The organism is Actinophytocola xinjiangensis, assembly GCF_001921215.1.
In the GTDB taxonomy this organism is placed as follows: domain Bacteria; phylum Actinomycetota; class Actinomycetes; order Mycobacteriales; family Pseudonocardiaceae; genus Actinophytocola; species Actinophytocola xinjiangensis.
Window position 1 is genome coordinate 165192 of the sequence record NZ_MSIF01000001.1, and the last position, 19056, is coordinate 184247.

General features: G+C 72.0%; 18 protein-coding genes. 10 read left to right on the forward strand and 8 right to left on the reverse strand.

Annotated elements, in window-relative coordinates:
• Window positions 1–3 precede the first annotated feature (3 nt).
• From sufC to BLA60_RS00845, 4 genes are read left to right on the forward strand one after another with little or no spacing between them, the layout of a single operon-like run.
• Entirely contained in the window at window positions 4–777 is a 774-nt protein-coding gene (gene sufC / locus BLA60_RS00830) for a Fe-S cluster assembly ATPase SufC (protein WP_075130724.1), read from the forward strand.
• A gap of 28 nt (window positions 778–805) precedes the next feature.
• Window positions 806–2062, forward strand: coding sequence for a cysteine desulfurase (locus tag BLA60_RS00835; RefSeq protein WP_075130725.1), 1257 nt, complete (start codon window positions 806–808; stop codon window positions 2060–2062).
• The gene (gene sufU / locus BLA60_RS00840; RefSeq protein ID WP_075130726.1) at window positions 2059–2505 is read left to right on the forward strand and encodes a Fe-S cluster assembly sulfur transfer protein SufU; all 447 of its coding nucleotides are present in this window, start codon (window positions 2059–2061) and stop codon (window positions 2503–2505) included. Before BLA60_RS00835 ends, sufU begins: the two co-directional genes overlap by 4 nt.
• Window positions 2502–2891 (forward strand): metal-sulfur cluster assembly factor, encoded by a 390-nt coding sequence (locus tag BLA60_RS00845; protein WP_075130727.1) that lies wholly within the window; start codon window positions 2502–2504, stop codon window positions 2889–2891. The genes sufU and BLA60_RS00845 overlap by 4 nt, the downstream gene beginning before the upstream one ends.
• Here BLA60_RS00845 and BLA60_RS00850 read toward each other — a convergent pair.
• The 3 genes from BLA60_RS00850 to BLA60_RS00860 are packed head-to-tail and all read right to left on the reverse strand — an operon-like array spanning window position 2888 to window position 5336.
• Window positions 2888–3850 (reverse strand): hypothetical protein, encoded by a 963-nt coding sequence (locus BLA60_RS00850; RefSeq protein ID WP_075130728.1) that lies wholly within the window; start codon window positions 3848–3850, stop codon window positions 2888–2890. The genes BLA60_RS00845 and BLA60_RS00850 overlap by 4 nt on opposite strands.
• The gene (locus tag BLA60_RS00855; RefSeq protein WP_075130729.1) at window positions 3847–4248 is read right to left on the reverse strand and encodes a MerR family transcriptional regulator; all 402 of its coding nucleotides are present in this window, start codon (window positions 4246–4248) and stop codon (window positions 3847–3849) included. The genes BLA60_RS00850 and BLA60_RS00855 overlap by 4 nt, the downstream gene beginning before the upstream one ends.
• Before the next feature lie 23 nt (window positions 4249–4271).
• On the reverse strand, window positions 4272–5336 hold the full coding sequence (locus BLA60_RS00860) for a lycopene cyclase family protein (protein ID WP_075130730.1): 1065 nt from the start codon (window positions 5334–5336) through the stop codon (window positions 4272–4274).
• A gap of 23 nt (window positions 5337–5359) precedes the next feature.
• Here BLA60_RS00860 and BLA60_RS00865 point away from each other — a divergent pair, with 23 nt between their 5' ends.
• The 3 genes from BLA60_RS00865 to BLA60_RS00875 all read left to right on the forward strand — a co-directional run bounded on the left by BLA60_RS00865 (window position 5360) and on the right by BLA60_RS00875 (window position 10495).
• Window positions 5360–6913 (forward strand): deoxyguanosinetriphosphate triphosphohydrolase family protein, encoded by a 1554-nt coding sequence (locus BLA60_RS00865; protein WP_075130731.1) that lies wholly within the window; start codon window positions 5360–5362, stop codon window positions 6911–6913.
• 189 nt (window positions 6914–7102) lie between these two features.
• Window positions 7103–9901, forward strand: a complete 2799-nt coding sequence (locus tag BLA60_RS00870; RefSeq protein WP_245811778.1) for a S8 family peptidase — start codon at window positions 7103–7105, stop codon at window positions 9899–9901.
• A gap of 159 nt (window positions 9902–10060) precedes the next feature.
• Entirely contained in the window at window positions 10061–10495 is a 435-nt protein-coding gene (locus tag BLA60_RS00875; RefSeq protein ID WP_075130733.1) for a type II toxin-antitoxin system Rv0910 family toxin, read from the forward strand.
• A 22-nt stretch (window positions 10496–10517) separates the two neighbouring features.
• Here the strand turns inward: BLA60_RS00875 and BLA60_RS00880 are convergent, their stop codons facing one another.
• Window positions 10518–11282 (reverse strand): SDR family oxidoreductase, encoded by a 765-nt coding sequence (locus BLA60_RS00880; protein WP_075130734.1) that lies wholly within the window; start codon window positions 11280–11282, stop codon window positions 10518–10520.
• Window positions 11283–11460: 178 nt separating this feature from the next.
• On the opposite strand from BLA60_RS00880, the gene BLA60_RS00885 reads away from it, so the two are divergent.
• On the forward strand, window positions 11461–13089 hold the full coding sequence (locus BLA60_RS00885) for an ABC-F family ATP-binding cassette domain-containing protein (RefSeq protein ID WP_075130735.1): 1629 nt from the start codon (window positions 11461–11463) through the stop codon (window positions 13087–13089).
• A 131-nt stretch (window positions 13090–13220) separates the two neighbouring features.
• On the forward strand, window positions 13221–13430 hold the full coding sequence (locus BLA60_RS00890; RefSeq protein WP_075123504.1) for a helix-turn-helix domain-containing protein: 210 nt from the start codon (window positions 13221–13223) through the stop codon (window positions 13428–13430).
• A 4-nt stretch (window positions 13431–13434) separates the two neighbouring features.
• On the opposite strand, the gene BLA60_RS00895 is transcribed toward BLA60_RS00890, so the two are convergent.
• On the reverse strand, window positions 13435–14733 hold the full coding sequence (locus BLA60_RS00895; protein WP_075130736.1) for a glycosyltransferase family 87 protein: 1299 nt from the start codon (window positions 14731–14733) through the stop codon (window positions 13435–13437).
• A 104-nt stretch (window positions 14734–14837) separates the two neighbouring features.
• Between BLA60_RS00895 and BLA60_RS00900 the strand changes: the two genes are divergently transcribed.
• Window positions 14838–16706, forward strand: coding sequence for an ABC transporter ATP-binding protein (locus tag BLA60_RS00900; RefSeq protein WP_075130737.1), 1869 nt, complete (start codon window positions 14838–14840; stop codon window positions 16704–16706).
• Between the two features lie 2 nt (window positions 16707–16708).
• Here BLA60_RS00900 and BLA60_RS00905 read toward each other — a convergent pair whose 3' ends face one another.
• The 3 genes from BLA60_RS00905 to BLA60_RS00915 are packed head-to-tail and all read right to left on the reverse strand — an operon-like array spanning window position 16709 to window position 19022.
• Window positions 16709–17275, reverse strand: coding sequence for a nucleotidyltransferase family protein (locus BLA60_RS00905; protein WP_075130738.1), 567 nt, complete (start codon window positions 17273–17275; stop codon window positions 16709–16711).
• A gap of 47 nt (window positions 17276–17322) precedes the next feature.
• Window positions 17323–18153: an NAD(P)H-binding protein gene (locus BLA60_RS00910; RefSeq protein WP_245811816.1), complete on the reverse strand. Its 831-nt coding sequence runs from the start codon at window positions 18151–18153 to the stop codon at window positions 17323–17325.
• Between the two features lie 5 nt (window positions 18154–18158).
• The gene (locus tag BLA60_RS00915; protein WP_075130740.1) at window positions 18159–19022 is read right to left on the reverse strand and encodes an SDR family oxidoreductase; all 864 of its coding nucleotides are present in this window, start codon (window positions 19020–19022) and stop codon (window positions 18159–18161) included.
• Window positions 19023–19056 lie beyond the last annotated feature (34 nt).

Below are 19056 nucleotides of genomic sequence, written 5' to 3' on the forward strand. Positions count from 1 at the left end.
GACATGTCCACGCTGGAGATCAAGGGTCTGCACGTCTCGGTCGCCACCGACGAGACGTCCAAGGAGATCCTGTCCGGGGTCGACCTGACCATCAGGGCGGGCGAGACGCACGCCATCATGGGCCCCAACGGGTCCGGCAAGTCCACGCTGTCCTACGCGATCGCCGGGCACCCCAAGTACGAGGTGACCTCGGGCGAGGTGACGCTCGACGGCGAGGACGTGCTCGCGATGTCGGTCGACGAGCGGGCCCGCGCCGGCCTGTTCCTCGCGATGCAGTACCCGGTGGAGGTGCCGGGCGTGTCGATGTCGAACTTCCTGCGTACCGCGGCCACCGCGGTCCGGGGCGAGGCGCCGAAGCTGCGGCACTGGGTCAAGGAGGTCAAGGAGGCGATGGCCGAGCTGGACATCGACCCGGCCTTCGCGGAGCGCTCGGTCAACGAGGGTTTCTCCGGCGGTGAGAAGAAGCGCCACGAGATCCTGCAGCTGGCCCTGCTCCAGCCCAAGATCGCGATCCTCGACGAGACGGACTCCGGTCTGGACGTCGACGCGCTGCGCGTGGTGAGCGAGGGCATCAACCGGGTCAAGGCCGGTGGCGAGGTCGGCATCATGCTGATCACCCACTACACCCGGATCCTGCGCCACATCACCCCGGACTTCGTGCACGTGTTCGCCGGCGGCCGGATCGTCGAGTCGGGTGGTTCCGAGCTCGCCGACCAGCTCGAGGAGCACGGCTACGTTCGGTTCACCGGCAAGCAGGAGCCGGCCGCGATCGGCTGATCCGCGCTCTCGAAACGAGGTTCCTGAGGTGACCACCACCACCGCGCCGCTGGACGTCGAGACGATCCGCAAGGACTTCCCGATCCTGTCCCGGCTCGTGCACGGCGACAAACCGTTGGTGTACCTGGACAACGCGGCGACGTCGCAGAAGCCGCGCCAGGTCATCGACGCGCTCGTGGGGTACTACGAGCAGCACAACGCCAACGTCCACCGTGGCATCCACGCCCTGGCCGAGGAGGCCACGGCGCTCTACGAGGGTGCGCGGGACAGGATGGCGAGGTTCATCAACGCGCCCAGCCGCGACGAGGTGATCTTCACCAAGAACACCTCGGAGGCGATCAACCTGGTCGCCAGGGTGCTCGGTGAGGCCGGTCCCGACCACCGGGTCGGTCCCGGTGACGAGATCGTCATCACCGAGATGGAGCACCACTCCAACATCGTTCCGTGGCACCAGCTCGCCGAGCGCACCGGCGCGACGGTGCGGTGGTTCCGGATCACCGAGGAGGGCCGGCTCGATCTGTCCACTCTGGACAGCGTGATCACCGAGCGGACCAAGATCGTGTCGCTGACGCACGTGTCCAACCTGCTCGGCACGATCAACCCGGTGGACGTGGTGATCCGGCGGGCGCGGGAGGTCGGCGCGTTGGTGCTGGTCGACGCGTCGCAGTCGGCGCCGCACCTGCCGCTGGACGTGGCCGCGCTGGGCGCCGACTTCGTCGCGGTGACCGGGCACAAGATGCTCGGCCCGACCGGGATCGGCGTGCTGTGGGGCCGGTTGCCGCTGCTCAACGAGCTGCCGCCGTTCCTCGGCGGTGGCGAGATGATCGAGCTGGTGACGATGGAGCGGTCCACCTACGCCGCTCCGCCGCACAAGTTCGAGGCCGGCACGCCGCCGATCGCGCAGGCCGTGGGCCTTGGCGCGGCCGTGGACTACCTGACCTCGGTCGGGATGGCGGCGATCGCCGCGCACGAGCACGAGCTGACCGCCTACGTCATCGACCGGTTCGCCGAGGTCGATGGCCTGACGGTGATCGGCCCGAACACCGCGACCGACCGGGTCGCCGAGGTGTCGTTCTCGTTGGAGGGCATCCACCCGCACGACGTCGGGCAGATCCTCGACGAGCAGGGCATCGCGGTGCGGGTCGGCCACCACTGTGCGCGGCCGGCGGTCGTGCGCTTCGGAATTCCGGCGACCACCCGGGCGTCGTTCTACCTGTACAACACGCGCGCCGAGGTGGACGCGCTGGTGGCGGGGCTGGACCGGGTGAAGAAGGTCTTCGGATGAACCTGGAGTCGATGTACCAGGAGATCATCCTGGACCACTACAAGAACCCGCACGGGCGGGGACTGCGCGAGCCGTTCGACGCGGAGTCCTTCCAGGTCAACCCGACCTGTGGGGACGAGGTGACGCTGCGGGTGGCGCTCGCGGGGTCGACCGTCGGCGACGTGTCCTACGAGGGCCAGGGCTGTTCGATCAGTCAGGCGTCCACGTCGGTGCTGACCGACCTGGTCACCGGGCGCTCGGTCCAGGACGCCCTGTCCACGATGGACGCGTTCGTGGAGATGGTGCAGGGGCGGGGTCAGGTCGAGCCGGACGAGGACGTGCTGGAGGACGGTGTGGCCTTCGCCGGTGTCGCGAAGTACCCGGCGCGGGTGAAGTGCGCGCTGTTGGGCTGGATGGCGTTCAAGGACGCGGTGTCCCGAGTCGAAGGAGTTGCTGACCGATGAGCACCGAGAGCACCGAGCGGGGCGTCGAGTCGCTGCCCGAGCCGCCGGCGCCGAAGGCGGACGTGGCCGCGGTCGAGGACCTTGAGGAGGCCATGCGTGACGTGGTCGACCCCGAGCTGGGTATCAACGTGGTCGATCTCGGGCTGGTCTACGACATCCGGGTCGAGCAGGACAACACGGCGACCCTGGACATGACGCTGACGTCGGCGGCCTGCCCGCTGACCGACGTGATCGAGGACCAGACCCGGGCCGCGCTGACCGCGGGTCCCGGTGGCGGGCTGGTGAGCGACTTCCGGATCAACTGGGTCTGGATGCCGCCGTGGGGTCCGGAGAAGATCACCGACGACGGCCGCGAGCAGTTGCGCGCCCTCGGCTTCACCCTCTAGACCCAGGTGTTGCACGCGGCCAGCTGGCGGGTGTCGGAACCCTTCGCCAGCCAGGTGGCCGCGTCCTCCGTAGCGTCCACTTCGGACAGTCGGGCGCGGATCTCGCCGGTGATGTTGTCGTCCACCGCGCCGCGCCCGTCCATCGCGCCGGACGCGATGCCGGCCAGGCAGGTGGCCTGGTCGGCGATCCGGCCGGCGATGTCGCCGTCGACCTTCTCGTAGAGGGGGCCGAGCCCGCCGGTCTCCAGCAGTGCCTTGGCGTACTCGCGTAGGAACACCCCGACGTAGCGGCCGGGGTAGCGGTCGTTGCCCTCGGTGTCCCGCAGGTGCGCGGGTGTCATGTAGACGGTGCCGGCGCACTGGGTCGCCGGACTGGTCGGTTCCACGGTGCCGCACGGGGTTTCGACCGGTCCGGTGTAGACGGTGACGGCCTCGACGGGGACCGGCGACAGGTCGTTGGCCGACAGCAGGGCGCCGAACGCGGTGTCCGCGCACACCGCGACGGCCTGGTAGAAGCTGGCCTGGGCGGCGTCGGCCGGGTCGAACCTCGGCAGCGCGCAGGTCTGGTCGGGCATGGTGGCGGTCCCCGTGGACAGCGGGTGGGTGGCCAGCTCCGCGTACGGGTCCTCGCCGGTGGCCGGCGGTGCGGTGGTGGTGGCCTCGGCGGGGGCGGACTCCGTGCCGGTCGGCGGTTCCACGACGTCGGGCGCCGAGGGGGTCCCGGCGACCCGGGTCACCGGGGGCGCGGTGGCGAGCACCGCCAGGCCGGCGATCAGGCCGATCACCAGCATCACCGCGACGGTCAGCCCGACGTAGTACGCGGGCCGGCGGGGCGCGCGCACGGGCACGGGCGGTCCGGGCGGTGGGGGCGCGGCCGGCAGGGGTTCCTGGAAGAAGTCCTCGATCGGGGACGGGCCCGTCGGTTCGTCGCCGCCCTGGGGCGGGTCCGGTGTCGTCATGCGCCCTCCCGTGCGGGAGCCAGTTCCGGTGCGGTGCCCGCCATGGCCCGGCGGTAGTTCGAGATCTTGGCACGGATGTGGTCCTGCTCGGCCAGCAACAGCTCGATCTTCCGGTTGATGTCCCGGTCGTGCTCCTCGAGCAGGGCGAGCCGCTCGGCGATGGTCTCGTCACCGCCCCTGGCCAGTTCGGCGTAGCGGACCATCCGGGAGATCGGCATGCCGGTGTCGCGCAGGCAGCGCAGGATGCGCAGCCAGTTGAGGTCGTTGTCGTCGAACACCCGGCGCCCGCCGGAGTCACGTTCGATGCCGTCGAGCAGGCCGATGCGCTCGTAGTAGCGCAGGGTGTCGAGGCTGAAGCCGGTCTGCTCGGCCACCTGGCCGGGGCGGTAGCGCACCATCCGGGCGAGTCTAGTCGGCGGGGTCAGCGGCGGAGCGCCATCGCGCGACGCAGCCGGGGGCTCGCGCGCGCGAACATGGTGGCCATGGCCGCGACGTTGCCGGCCAGGTCGTCGCGACCGCCGAGGAACGCCAGTTGCAGCCTCGGCGGCAACCCGAAGAACAGGCCGAAGAACTCGGCGGTCCGGTCGGCCGGCAGCGCGAGCAGCGTGCCCAGCCCGGCCCGCCGCAGCCGGTACACCGCCCGCGCGGCCGGCGGCCACAGCACCCGCCCGGCCGCCCGCCCGGCCCGTGCCGGACCGGCGAGCCGGATGGCCCTGGCGAGCACCGGCGCCAGCCGCAGCGAGTCGGCGACGCTGTAGCCGGTGGCCGGGTGCACCAGCCCGGCGGCGGCCCCGAACGGGATGACGCCGGTCCGCACCGCCGGTCGTTCCAGCGGGAAACGCACCCGGTCGACCGGCGCGTCGCCGGGGTCGATGCCGTGCGCGGCGAGCCGGGTGAGCAGCCGTTCGCGCAGATCGGCCAGGCCGAGACCGGGACGGCTGGCCAGCGAGGTCTCCTCCAGCAGGACCTGGCCGTCCGGGCGGGGGATGGCGTAGAGGAAGGTCGGTGGCCCCGGCGCCGGCTGGCGCCAGTCCATGAACACGGCCTGGCCAGGACCGACCAGGGCGGCGGCGGTCCGCGCGGGGACCACGACGCCGTAGGCGGTCTGCTCGACCGCCGTACGGCCCGGCCGGTGGGCGCCGGTCGCGTCGATCACCACCCGGGCGGTGCCGAGCCGGTCGGCCAGCCGACCGTCCAGGACGGTCACCTCGGGGTGGGTCAGGGCGGCGCGGACGCTGTCGTTGTCCAGCACGGCGTAGTCCCACGCCAGTCGCCGCGCCCCGCCGGCGTGCACGTGGGCGGTGGCCGTGGTGTAGCGGGCGGTCGGTGGCAGCAGCGCCGTCTCGTGGGCGAGCAGGCCGTAGGTCGCCGGCCACGGCGCGTCGGGTCGGGGGGCGACCAGCGCGGTCGCCAGGCCCTGTGCGGCGCACGCCGAGGCGATCGCCCGGCCGGCGGGCCCGGCGCCCCCGACCAGGACATCGATCACCGTCTCAGCCTAGAGTGACCCGTGTGGGTGATCTCGCCGAGCAGCGCGCGTCCAGGCGGTACGGGACCAGCGCGGGTGACCTGGCCGCCAGCCCGTTCCGCGCCGACCGGGACCGGGTCGTCGCCTCCCCGTTCTTCGCCAGGCTCGGGGGTGTCACCCAGGTCGTCAGCGTCAGCGGGTCGGGCCTGCTGCACAACCGGCTGACCCACAGCCTCAAGGTCGCCCAGGTCGCCAGGGCCATCGCCGAGCGGCTGATCGCCGACCCCCGGCTTGCTCCGGAGCTGGACAAGCTCGGCGGGTGCGACCCGGACGTCGTCGAGGCAGCGGGTCTGGCCCACGACCTCGGGCACCCGCCGTTCGGGCATCTCGGTGAGCAGGTCCTCGACCGGCTCGCCCGCCACCGCTTCGGCCTGCCCGACGGGTTCGAGGGCAACGCGCAGAGCCTGCGCATCGTCACCACCACCGACACCGGCGGGCCCAGCGGCAAGGGCCTGGACCTCACCGCCGCCGTGCGGGCCGCGATGCTCAAGTACCCGTGGACCCGCCTGAGCCACCCGCGGCCGCATCCCCGGGGCATGGACGACCCGCCGCGTGGGGCGTCCGAGCCGTCGGGGGAGAAGGGCACCGGCTCCAGCAAGTTCTCCGTCTACGTGACCGAACTGGACGATCTGGCCCAGGCCCGCGCGCCGTTCGCCGCCCGCCTCGCACCCTGGCAGCAGACGGTCGAGGCGTCCGTGATGGACATCGCCGACGACATCGCCTACGCCATCCACGACCTGGAGGACTTCCACCGCATCGGGGTCCTGCAGCACGCCCCGGTCGCGGCCGAGCTTGGCCGCTGGGTCGGTGCCGCGCTGGAACTGGCCGAACTGGACGACCAGCTGTTGGCGCAGCGGGCCCGCCGCCCCGGGTACTCGCTGGAGATCCTGCGCCGGCGGCTGCACCGGCGGGACTCGTGGATCGTCAACGACGAGGCGTTCGTCGCGGCCGTGCGGCGGGTGCGGGCCGAGCTGGTGGACAACCTGCTCACCACGCCGTTCGACGGTTCGGTGGAGGCCGAGCAGGCCGTCGGCCGGTTCTCCGCCGGCTGGACCGCGCGGCTGATCGACGGCATGAGCGTCGTGCTGGACCCGCCGAACCGCGCCGGGCACGTGCTGCTCGGGTCGGCGCAGTGGCACGAGGTGCAGGTGCTCAAGTTCGTGCACCGGCGCTTCGTCCTGCTTCGTCCGGATCTCGCGCTGCACCAACGAGGTCAGGCCCGGTTGCTGACCGCGTTGGTGCGCGCGCTCGAGCAGTGGCTCGCCGACCGCTACGAGTCCGACCGGCTGCCGCGCCGGCTCCAGGATCTGGTCGGTCTGGCCGAGGAGGAGTACAGCGAGCTGGCCGCGACCGATTCGTCCACTTTGGTCGGTGCGGTCGGTGAACCGCCCCAGGGCGAGGCCGGCATCCGTGAACTGGCACGGGGACGGGCTGTGATCGACTTCGTGGCGTCGCTCACCGACAGTCAGGCCTCCTCCCTGCTGGACGCCCTGTCCGGGCGAACCGCACAACCGTGGTCAGACGCTTTCGTGCTGTAGTTCGCTAACAGCAGGCAATTGGTAACACACGAAGCGTGTGGTTGCGCCGAATGGCCGCTGTGGTGGGGAACCTTCCAAACATACGTTGGTCGCGGCCGGGGGCAACCGGTGTCGGTCCGTCGTGTGTCGGGGGCACGGCCCAGGATTCGCGGAGGATCCGTGCGCAAACCCTCACGAAGACCACGTACCTTGCTGACCACGGCGGCGTGTCTGCTCGCCGTGGTCGGAATGGCGAGCCCGGCGGCAGCCGCGCCGCCGCGGGACACCGCCGCCGAGAAGGCCGAGGCGAACGCGGCCCGGCAGATCGGTGCCCTGCAGACACTGAAGAAGAACGCCACCAAGACCGAGGCCAAACTGGACAGCGCGTTGCTGGTGGCGCTCAAGGCGCGCACCAACCGCGCGACCACCTCGGCGCTGCCGCGACTCCAGAACGGGATCACGGTCGCCGGCGACAAGACCTCGGTGGACATTCGCGCCACCGTCTCCCCGGCACTGCTCAAGGCCCTGACCGGTCTCGGCGCCGACGTGAAGGCGGTGTCCAACCGGTACGGCAGCATCCGCGCCGACGTGCCGCTCGCCGCACTGGGCACGCTCGCCGCCCGGGCTGACGTCAAGCGGGTCGAGGAGGCCGGCGGCGCCATGACCGCCCGCCAACTCGACCCCGGTGCCGCGCCGGCCGCGCCGGCCAAGGCCGAGTCCAAGGACGAGAAGGCCGCCAGGATCGCCGCGAACACCCGCGCCGCCCTGGCCGACCGCGCCGGCCCGGTGAACAGCGCCGGCGACCGCGCGCACAACGCCGACACCGCCCGCGAGGAGATCGGCGTCACCGGTGTCGGCGTCAAGCTGTGCGCCCTGTCCGACGGCGTCGACTCGCTGGCCACCTCCCAGGCCGCCGGCGAACTGCCGGCCGTGGACGTGCTGGCGGCGCAGGCCGGCTCCGGCGACGAGGGCACCGCGATGCTGGAGATCCTGCACGACATCGCGCCCAACGCCGAACTCGGCTTCGCCACGGCGTTCACCAGCGACGCGAGCTTCGCCGACAACATCCGCGCGCTGCGCTTCCAGGGCGAGTGCGACGTGATCGTCGACGACGTCATCTACTTCAAGGAGGCGCCGTTCCAGGACTGGATCATCGCCCAGGCCGTGAACGACGTGATCGCCGACGGCGCGCTGTACTTCTCCTCGGCCGGCAACGAGGGCAACACCGTCGACGGCACCGCCGCGCACTGGGAGGGTGACTACGTCAACTCCGGCCAGCTGATCGGCAAGTACGCCGGCTACGCCCACGACTTCGACCCGTCGGCGAACACCCAGGTACTGCAACCGATCTCCGCCGCGTCCTCGGCCGGCGTGCCGGTGCTGCTGAACTGGTCCGACCCGCTCGGCGCCTCCAGCAACGACTACGACCTGTACCTGCTGGACGCGGCCGGCAACGTGGTGGACGCGAGCCAGAACTACCAGCTCGGCGCGGAGGACCCGTACGAGCGGGTGGACACGCCGTTCTTCGGCGGTTCGGGCCTGCGGCTGGCGATCGTGAAGTTCACCGGCGCCGACCGCTACCTGTCGCTCTCGGCGCTGCGCGGCCGGTTCGCCGACTCCGCCGACGGCCTCAAGGCGTTCAACACCCCCGGCGTGACCTTCGGCCACTCGGCGGCCAGGGGCGCGTTCAGCGTCGCCGCCGCCCCGGCCGACGCGGCGTTCCCCCGCAGCCTGGAGCCGGGTGACCCGCCGAACCCGCGCGGCCCGTTCCCGGGAGCCTACGACGAGAACACCGCGCTGGAGAGGTTCAGCTCCGACGGCCCGCGCCGGGTCTTCTACGAGGCCGACGGCACCCCGATCACGCCGGGGAACGTCAGCTCCACCGGCGGCGAGCTGCGGCAGAAGCCCGACATCACCGCGGCCGACGGTGTGGCGACCAGCGTCGACGGGTTCGAGCTGTTCTACGGCACCTCGGCGGCGGCCCCGCACGCGGCGGCGATCGCCGGCCTGGTCCTGTCCGGCAACCCCGGCATCGACCCGGCCGAGGTCCGCGAGGCGCTGACCAGCACGGCGATCGACATCGTCGCGCCGGGCGTCGACGGCCGCAGCGGCCACGGCGTGATCCTGGCCGACCGGGTGCTGGCCTACACCGGCGCCAGCCCGCAGCCCTACGCGCACGCCGGCAAGGTGTCGGTGAACCCGGCCGACGGCGGCGCGTACCTGCATCCCGGCGACACCGCGACGGTGGACCTGCCGGTGGTCAACACCGGTGACGCGACCGCGCTGTCGACCAGCGTGGTGCTGACCTCGCCGACGCCCGGGGTGACGATCACGCCCAGGTCGCGTTCCTACGGCGCGATCGAGAAGGGCCAGGAGGTGTCGCGGTCGTTCAGCGTGACGTTGCCGGCCTCGCACCAGCCGGGGGTGCCGCTGGTGCTCACCACCCGGGTGACCTACGCCGGTGCGCTGTCGCCGACGACCACGTCGATCTCGGCGGAGGTCGGTGAACCGTCGAACGTGACGGTCGATTTCGGCTACGCCGGTGCGCCGGTGGCGATCCCGGACGCCAGCACGGTCGGGGTGAGCGTGCCGATCGAGGTCAGCGGGGTGGGCCGCGCGTCGCGGCTGTCGCTGTCGATCGACGGCGAGACCTGCTCGACCGCGACCGGCGCGACGACCGTCGGTCTGGACCACACCTACGTGTCGGACCTGGTCGGTCTGCTGACCTCGCCGTCGGGCAGGACCGCCCAGGTGTTCGCCGGCGCCGGCGGCAGTGGCAACAACATCTGCCAGGCGGTGTTCGACGACGGGGCCGAGACCCGGTTCTCGTCGCTGAGCTCGGCGATGGCGCCCTACACCGGCACGTGGGGTCCCGACGACGCCCTCGGCGGCCTGCGCGCCGACGGGGTCGACGGCACGTGGACGTTCAGCGCGTTCGACCTGTATGCCGCCGACACCGGTTCGATCCGTGCGGTGTCGCTGCACCTCAACGGGTACGTCACGCCGTGACGGCCTGACGGCCCGCTGACGGGTCGCTGACGGGTCGCTGACCAGGGCCGCCGCCGGTTCACCATGGCCGGCGGCGGCCCCGTTCGTTGAGCTGTCTACATTGGACGTCGTGGCATTGTTGGGTTTCGTGGCCGCCGGCCTGCCGGCACGGGAGGGTTGATGGCCCACGTGCACGCGTCGGTTCTGGTGCCGGCGTCCCCCGCGCGAACGTGGGAGACGGCGGCGGACCTGTCCCGCTTCGGCGAATGGCTGACCCTGCACGACGGCTGGCGAAGCGACCTGCCCGACGAGTTGGGCGAGGGCACCACGGTGACGTCGGTGGTGTCGGTGATGGGCCTGCGCAACCGCGTGGACTGGCGCATCGAGCGCTACGCCCCGCCCAAGGGCCTGCGCATCACCGGAACCGGTGTCGGCGGCGTCCGGATCTCGCTGAACCTGGCCGTGCGCCCCGACGGCACCGACCGGGCGACGGTCACCGTGGACGCCGAGGTGACCGGCGGCCCGGTCCTGGGCCCGATCGGTCTGGCCATCGGCCGCGCGCTGCGCGTCGACCTCCGCCGCTCGGTCGCCGCCCTCGCCGACCTTCTCAGCTGAGCCGGCCCGCCGGGGTCGAGGGTCAGGACAGGCCGCCGGTGGCGAGCATGCCGCCGTCGACGCGGACGGTTTCGCCGGTGATCCAGGAGGCCTGGTCCGAGGCGAGGAAGGCGACCAGCGCGGCGACGTCGGTGGGGGCGCCCAGGCGCTTCATCGGGTAGCCGGCGGCGGCGCGTTCCTCGTCGGCGTAGAGGGCCTCGGCGAACTTGGTCTTCACGACCGCCGGGGCGACGGCGTTGACCCGGACGCCGGGGCCCAGCTGCCAGGCCAGTTCCTCGGTCAGCCGGATCAGCGCGGCCTTGCTGGCGCCGTAGGCGGCGATCAGCCCGGAGGAGCGCAGGCCGGCCACCGACGCGATGTTCACGATCGACCCGCCGTGCTCGGCCATCCACGCCCGCAGCGCGAGCTGCACGTAGCCGAGCGCGGCGACCACGTTCACGTCGAAGATCTTGCGCACGGCGTTGAGGTCGGCGTCGGCCAGCGGACCGTAGGTCGGGTTGATGCCGGTGTTGTTGATCAGCACGTCCAGCGAGCCGAACTCCTCGACGGTCTGCCGCACGACCCGCTCGCGGTCCTCGTCGACGCCGGTGTTGGCCGGGATGGCCAGCACGCGCGCGCCGGGCACCAGGCCGCGCAGTTCCTCGCCGGCCGCCGCGATCTGGTCGGGCTTGCGGGAGGAGATCGTGACGGCCGCGCCGCCTCGGGCCAGCTCGGTCGCGATCGCGTGGCCAATGCCCCGGCTCGCGCCCGTGACCAGCGCGACCTTGCCCGTGAAGTCAGCAGTCATGGGCAGACTCTAGCTAAGCGGGTGCTTAGTGCACGAGTGGCCGGCAAACCGGTTGCCGAGCACCCGTACACTCGGGGACGTGGTGGTTCGGACTGCCTAGGCGGCAGGCGAGCCCGCCGGCCACGGCCGGTGGGCGGCCAAGCCCTGCCCACGACCACTATCCCGGAGTCTCCGAAACATGATCACCGCCACGGACCTGGAACTGCGCGCCGGCACCCGGATCCTGCTCTCCGACACGACCCTGCGGGTCCAGCCGGGCGACCGGATCGGCCTCGTCGGCCGCAACGGCGCCGGCAAGACCACGACCCTGCGCGTGCTCGCCGGCGAGGGCGAGCCCTACGCGGGCACCCTGCGCCGCACCGGCGAACTCGGCTACCTGCCGCAGGACCCGCGCGAGGGCAACCTCGACGTCAGCGCCAAGGACCGGGTGCTGTCCGCGCGCGGCCTCGACCAGCTGCTGCGCGACATGGAGAAGGCCCAGTCGGCCATGTCCGAGCACGTCGACGACTCCCACCGCGACCGCGAGATCCGCCGCTACGGCCGGCTCGAGGAGCGCTTCGCCGCCCTCGGCGGCTACGCGGCCGAGAGCGAGGCCGCCCGCATCTGCGCGAACCTCGGCCTCGCCGACCGGGTGCTCGCCCAGCCGCTGTCCACCCTCTCCGGCGGGCAGCGCCGCCGCGTCGAGCTCTCCCGGATCCTGTTCGCCGCCGCCGACACCGGCGGCAGCGACGGCACCGGCACCACCCTGCTGCTCGACGAGCCGACCAACCACCTCGACGCCGACTCGATCACCTGGCTGCGCGGGTTCCTCAAGGGCCACAACGGCGGCCTCGTGGTCATCAGCCACGACGTCGAGCTGCTGGCCGACGTGGTCAACAAGGTCTGGTTCCTCGACGCCACCCGCGGCGTGGTCGACCCGTACAACATGGGCTGGAAGCGCTACCTCGACGCCCGCGCCGCCGACGAGAAGCGCCGCCGCCGCGAACGCGCCAACGCCGAGAAGAAGGCCTCGGCGCTGATGCAGCAGGCCGACAAGATGCGGGCCAAGGCCACCAAGGCCGTCGCAGCGCAGAACATGGCCAAGCGGGCCGAGCGGCTGCTCTCCGGGCTGGAGGAGGTCCGCCAGGGCGACAAGGTCGCGCGGATCCGCTTCCCCGAGCCGGCGCCGTGCGGCCGCACCCCGCTCACCGCGTCCGGGCTGTCGAAGACCTACGGCTCGCTGGAGGTGTTCACCGGGGTCGACCTGGCGATCGACCGCGGCAGCCGGGTGGTCGTCCTGGGCCTCAACGGTGCCGGCAAGACCACGCTGCTGCGCCTGCTCGGCGGCATGGAGGAGTCCGACGCCGGCGAGGTCGTGCCCGGTCACGGACTGCGCATTGGCTACTACGCCCAGGAACACGAGACCATCGACCACGAGGCCTCGGTCTGGCAGAACGTGCGACACGCCGCGCCCGACACGCCGGAGCAGCAGCTGCGTTCGCTGTTGGGCACGTTCCTGTTCAGCGGTGAGCAGCTCGACCAGCCGGCCGGCACGCTCTCCGGCGGTGAGAAGACCCGGCTGGCGCTGGCCGGACTGGTCTCCAGCGCGGCCAACGTGCTGCTGCTCGACGAGCCGACCAACAACCTGGATCCGGCCAGTCGCGAGCGCGTCCTGGAGGCGCTGCACAGCTACGCGGGAGCCGTCGTACTGGTTACGCACGACCCGGGAGCGGTCGAAGCGCTTGCACCCGAACGGGTGATCTTGCTGCCTGACGGTACCGAAGATCACTGGTCGCCGGACTACCTGGAACTCGTTCAGCTGGCCTAACGCGCCACGGACAGGTTCGCGAGTTCGTAGCTATTTTCGATCTCACCTGGCATTCCACGCCTCAGTGTTCGATCATTGCGAAGGCAGGTGTATCAGAAACCTCCGTCACCACGCTACGGAAGGCGGACGACGTGGCTGATCTGAAGAAGGGCGCGCGGATCACCGGTACTACGCGCGACAAGCTGGCCGCTGACCTCAAGAAGAAATACGAGAAGGGCGCCAGCATTCGTGCGCTGGCCGAGTCGACGGGCCGGTCCTACGGATTCGTGCACAGGGTTCTCTCGGAATCCGGTGTGACGCTCCGCGGCCGTGGCGGCGCGACGCGCACGAAGAAGAAGTAACTCGTCAGGGTTGGCTGCCGCGGGAGTCGGGGTTCGTGACCAGACCGGTCGGGCCCGCGGTAGTCCAGGTTGGTCGAGCCGAACCGTCGAGGGAAGAGAACCCGATCATCGCACCGAACAACGCGAGTGGGTAGACCAGATAGCCCCACCGCGTTGCCGGAGCGAGGACGATCGCCACGCCCAGACCGGTGGCGATCCGCGCCATCGCGTCGGCAGGATCCCTGGGGGGACGCAACACCAGCCAGGCGGCGACACCGCAGGCCGCCGCGGCGAGCAGGACCAGCGCCGCGGTGTGCCCGGCCGTGCCCAGGGACGCGAGCAACTGTCCCGGAAGTGGGCTGGCGGCCGGTGAACTCGCCGCACCCAACCCTGCGGGGTAGAGGATCACGTGCTCCACGAACGACACCGGATCGACCAGGAGCACGGGCACGGTGATGACCGCGCCCGCCGCGACCAGCGCGCCGAGGAAGACCAGCACGGCGCGCCGCCCGTGGCGGGCCGCGATCGCGACCAGCAGCACGGCGATCGCCGGCAGCGCGGTCAGCTTCATCGTGAGCACCACGGCGCCGACGAGCCCGGCCCAGGCCGGCGGGGCGCGATAGGCGAGCACCGTGGCGAGCACGATCAACGCGATCACCGGGACGTCGTCGCCGGCCACGACGAGCGTCAGCAGGGTGAGTGGGCTGACCGCTGCCAACTGCGCGGCCCGCACCGGCACCGGCGGCCAGCCCAGCAGGTACAGCGCCAGCGCGACGATCAGCACCGTGCCGAGCGCGAACCAGATCCTGGCGTCGGTCAGCGCGCCGTCGCCGAGCAGCGCGCGCGGCAGGCCGAACACGGTCATCGACGGGCCGTAGGGCGTGTAGTCGTCCGGATGCGCCGCGCGGTCGAGCAGCGTCAGGTCCGGGTAGGGCGTGCCGTTCTCCAACAGCAGCCGCGCCGAACGCTCCACCACCCACACCTCGGGCTGCGACGGGAACGCCCACGGCCAGTTCCCCCACACGAAGCTCGGCGAGCGGCGGAACACCAACACCAGCAGCGGCACGACGCCGGCGAGCAGCCCGGCCAGCGCGACCGGGGTCCACCGGGAGGTGATCACGCTCGATCTGCGCCCGAGGCCGGTACTGGAGAATAGGGCGACGCAAGTGATCATGGTAGCCAGCCCGTAACCGACCGTCGCGAAGTTGCCCCAGACCCGGTACCCGTAGAACTCCGAGAACAGGGCGTTGCCCGCCGCGAAGACCAGGCTCACCCCGTAGACGAGCAGGTCGAGACGACGTGCCCGCTGCCCCGTCCGCTCCACGCGGGCAGGTTACCGATGGGCACCCGGCTGTTCGCTCTCCGGGTAAGCGGGAAGCCCGGCCGCCCCCGCGGCGTTGGTCGGGGGCGGGGGAGAAAGAGGTGGATGTGGACAACGCATGGCACATCGTGCGCGGAGCGGCGCGCGCCGGGGACACGCCCAAGGGGCTGAAGAAGGGCACCATCCGGCGGGTGTACCGGTTCGCCGCGCCGCACCGGGGCAAGCTGATCGTCTTCCTGGCGCTGACGGTGATCTCGGCTGTGCTCGCGGTGAGTACGCCGCTGCTGGCCGGTCAGGTCGTCGACGCGATCGTCGGTGGGCACGACGTGTCGTTGGTGGTCTGGCTCGCGGTGGCCATCGCGGGCGTGGCGGTGCTTGATGCTGGGCTGGGCATGGCTGAGCGGTGGCAGTCGGCGCGCATCGGGGAGGGGTTGATCTACGACCTGCGGCGGGCGGTGTTCGAGCACGTGCAGCGGATGCCGGTGGCGTTCTTCACCAGGACCCGCACCGGTGCGCTGGTGAGCCGGCTGAACAACGACGTGATGGGCGCGCAGCGCGCGTTCACCTCGACGCTGGCCGGTCTGGTGACCAACGTGATCCAGCTGGTGCTGTCGGTCGCTGTGATGGTGACGCTGTCCTGGCAGGTGACGGCGCTGGCGCTTGTGTTGCTGCCGGTGTTCGTGTTGCCAGTGAGGCGGATGGGGCAGCGGATGGCCGACCTGTCACGCGAATCCGCGACGCTCAACGCGTCGATGACCACCCAGATGACGGAGCGGTTCTCGGCGCCGGGCGCGACGCTGGTGAAGTTGTTCGGCCACCCGAGGGTCGAGGCGGAGGAGTTCGGCGGTCGCGCCGGGCGGGTACGCGACATCGGGGTGCGCACGGCGATGCTCACGCGCTGGTTGATGACCAACCTGACGCTGGTGTCGGCTCTGGCCCAAGCGCTGGTCTACGGCCTCGGCGGCTACCTGGCGATCACCGGGGCGCTCGCGCCCGGAACGGTGGTCGCCCTGGCACTGCTGCTCACCCGGTTGTACACACCGCTGACCGCGCTGGCGAACGTGCGGGTGGACGTGATGACCGCGCTGGTGTCCTTCGAGCGGGTGTTCGAGGTGCTCGACCTGAAGCCGATGATCGCCGAGGCGGAGGAGCCGAGGGCGGTGCCCGACGGCGAGGTCGCCGTCGAGTTCGTGGACGTGCGGTTCGGGTATCCGACGCCGGACAAGGTGTCGCTGGCCTCGCTGGAGGAAGTCGCGGTGCTGGACAAGCGCGGTGGCGAGGAGGTGCTGCACGAGGTTTCGTTCCGGGCCCAACCGGGGCAGATGGTGGCGCTCGTCGGGTCGTCCGGTGCGGGGAAGTCGACGATCGCGTCGCTGGTGTCGCGGCTTTACGACGTCAACGAGGGCGCCGTACGTCTGGCCGATGTGGACGTTCGGGAGCTGTCGTTCGACTCGCTGCGGGCCACTGTCGGTGTGGTGACCCAGGACGGGCACCTGTTCCACGACACGATCCGCGCGAACCTCGCCTACCCGAGGCCCGAGGTGACCGAGGACGAGATCTGGGACGCGCTCGCCAAGGCGCGGCTGGAGACCATGGTCCGGTCGCTGCCCGACGAGCTGGACACCGTCGTCGGCGAGCGCGGCTACCGGCTCTCCGGCGGTGAACGGCAACGGCTGACGATCGCGCGGTTGCTGTTGGCCCAGCCCAAGGTGGTGATCCTCGACGAGGCGACCGCGCACCTGGACTCGGAGTCCGAGGTGGCGGTGCAGGAGGCGCTGGCCAGTGCGCTGGCCGGGCGGACGGCGCTGGTGATCGCGCACCGGCTGTCGACCGTGCGGGCGGCCGACCAGATCCTGGTCGTCGAGGACGGCCGGATCGTGGAGCGTGGCGACCACGACACGTTGCTGGCGGCCGGGGGCCGGTACGCGGACCTGTACCGGACCCAGTTCGCGAACCAGCCGGCGACGGCTGCCTGAGGTCAGCCGGGCAGGTCCTCGGGCCGGTCGATGTCGTCGCCGGTGGCGATGTCCTCGCACGGCACCGGGACCGGCCGGTGGGCGGCCAGGTAGTGGCGGGCGCCGGCGTCGCCGGTGGCCTGCTCGGTGACGGCCGCCCAGTGGTCGCGTCCGATCAGGACGGGGTGGCCCGGGTGGCCGTCGTAGGTGGCCCGGGCGAGGGCGTCCGGGGCGGCGAGCGCGACGAGCCGGCGGACGGCGGCGGGGGTCACGCCCGGGGTGTCGACCGGCAGGACGACCGCGGCGGTCGCGTCGGTGTCGTCGAGGGCGGCGAGGCCGACGCGCAGCGACGACCCCATGCCGGTGGTCCACTGTGGATTGTCCACGAAGGAGTCTGAGGGAAGTGTCGCGGCGGCACGGATCTCGGTGGCCGACGCGCCGAGGACGACGACGACCGGGGTGAGACCGGCGGTACGCAGAACGTGGTGGGCGCGGTCGACGAGGAGGGTGCCGTCGAGGCGGACGAGCGCCTTCGGCATGCCGAATCGCCGCCCGGCTCCGGCGGCGAGCAGTACCCCCGCGACTCCCACGGGAGGAGCTTACGGGCTGGGTTGGCCGCCGGCCCCCGGTTACCAGCTTACCGGTGGGGGCCGACGGTTCCGGGGGGACGGCGGTGCGGCTGTGGATGGTGGGGGGAGGGCCGGGTGAAGGCGGGGGCGTGGTCGGCGGCCCACTGGGTGAGGGTGCGGGCGGGGTGGCCGGTGACCTGTTCGACGGTGCGGGTGGGGTGGGCCAGTGGGGCGGGGAGAGCCACCCTGGTTCGCGACGGGGTGATCTCCGCGAGCCTGAGGGGGCGGCCGATGCCGGCGGCGACGGCCGCGACCTGGTCGCGGACGGTGAGGGCCTGGGGGCCGGTGAGGACGTGGCGACAACCGTGGTGGCCGGCGGTGAGCAGGGCGGTGACGGCGACCTCCGCCACGTCGCGTTCGTGGATGGGGGCGCTGGTCGCGGTGGGATGCGCGGCGTGGATGACGTTGCCGGCCCTGGCCATGGGGGCCCAGTCGGCCAGGCGGTTCGCGGCGTACTCGTCGGGGCGCAGGATGGTCCATTCCCTGGCCGTTGACTCGACGGCGTGTTCGAGGTCGTGCAGGGCCGCCGAGGAGCCGAGCATGACCACGCGGCGGACACCGGCCAGGGTGGCGGCCAGCAGGATCGGGCGGGTGTCCACCGTGTCGGCGGGGTGGCGTAGTGGCTTTGTCAGGTACGCCAAGGGGAACAGGAACATCGCCGACACGCCGGACAGCGCGTCCACACAGGACTCCGGTGCGGCCAGGTCGCCGGGGACGATCTCCGTTCCCGGTGGCAGCCGGGCGGTGGCCGGGGTTCTGGTGAGGGCGCGGACCCGCGCGCCGTCACGCAGCAGCCCCGCCACCACGTGGCGGCCCACGGTTCCGGTCGCGCCGGTCACCAGGATCAACGGAAGTCCTTGGCGTGGTCGGTGGCCCACCGGGCGAACGTGTGGGCCGGGCGGCCCAGTACCCGCTCGACGGTCGGCAGCGGCTCCAGCATCCGGTCCCACTCCTCTGCCGTGAACTCGGGCACGTCGCTGGGGGAGTAGGACTCGAAACCGGTCAGGAAGTCGGCGTTCTCCGCCGCCCAACCGCCCTGGGCGCGCAGGATCCGGCGGGACTGCTCGGCGGTCACCGTCTCCACCCGGATCGGCTCGCCCAGGGCCTCGCCGATCAACCGGGCCTGCTCGCGCGCGCTGAGACGGTGCGGGCCGGTCAGGTCGTAGGCCCGGCCGTGGTGCCCCTCGCCCAGCAGGGCCTCGACGCCGACCGCGGCGATGTCCGCCTCGTGGGTCGGCAGGCCGCGCCAGTCCGGCTGATGGTGGCGCACCACCCGCTCGGCGCGGATCGACGGGCCCCACAGCCGCAGCGTGTTCGACGCGAACTCGCCGGGGCGCAGGTGGGTCCACTCGCACCCGGACGCCTCGACCGCCTGCTCGACCGGCAGCTGGAAATCCGTGTCCAGGCCGCCAGTCACCGCCCCGGACGACAGCGTCACGATCCGCCGCACGCCCGCGCGCACCGCCGCCGCGACCACCTCGACCGCCGTACGCGGCTCCGGGAACAGGTACAGCCGGTGCGCGCCGGCCAGCGCCCGGGTCACCGACGGCACGTCCAGCAGGTCGCCGCCCACCACCTCCACGCCGGCCGGGACACCGGCGGTGGCCGGGTTCCGGCTCATCGCCCGCACCCGCTCACCGCGCGCGGCCAGTTGGGACACCACGTGCCGGCCGACGTGGCCCGTCGCGCCGGTCACCAGGATCGTCATGCGTCACCTCTCGAAAAATGGGTACAGTGTACGC

What these genes read in the sequence shown, in the direction of transcription:
- sufC (WP_075130724.1), top strand. Translation starts at nt 4, where the DNA reads ATGTCCACGCTGGAGATCAAGGGTCTGCACGTCTCGGTCGCCACCGAC.
- sufU (WP_075130726.1), top strand. Translation starts at nt 2,059, where the DNA reads ATGAACCTGGAGTCGATGTACCAGGAGATCATCCTGGACCACTACAAG.
- BLA60_RS00845 (WP_075130727.1), top strand. Translation starts at nt 2,502, where the DNA reads ATGAGCACCGAGAGCACCGAGCGGGGCGTCGAGTCGCTGCCCGAGCCG.
- BLA60_RS00850 (WP_075130728.1), bottom strand. Translation starts at nt 3,850, where the DNA reads ATGACGACACCGGACCCGCCCCAGGGCGGCGACGAACCGACGGGCCCG.
- BLA60_RS00855 (WP_075130729.1), bottom strand. Translation starts at nt 4,248, where the DNA reads ATGGTGCGCTACCGCCCCGGCCAGGTGGCCGAGCAGACCGGCTTCAGC.
- BLA60_RS00875 (WP_075130733.1), top strand. Translation starts at nt 10,061, where the DNA reads ATGGCCCACGTGCACGCGTCGGTTCTGGTGCCGGCGTCCCCCGCGCGA.
- BLA60_RS00880 (WP_075130734.1), bottom strand. Translation starts at nt 11,282, where the DNA reads ATGACTGCTGACTTCACGGGCAAGGTCGCGCTGGTCACGGGCGCGAGC.
- BLA60_RS00885 (WP_075130735.1), top strand. Translation starts at nt 11,461, where the DNA reads ATGATCACCGCCACGGACCTGGAACTGCGCGCCGGCACCCGGATCCTG.
- BLA60_RS00915 (WP_075130740.1), bottom strand. Translation starts at nt 19,022, where the DNA reads ATGACGATCCTGGTGACCGGCGCGACGGGCCACGTCGGCCGGCACGTG.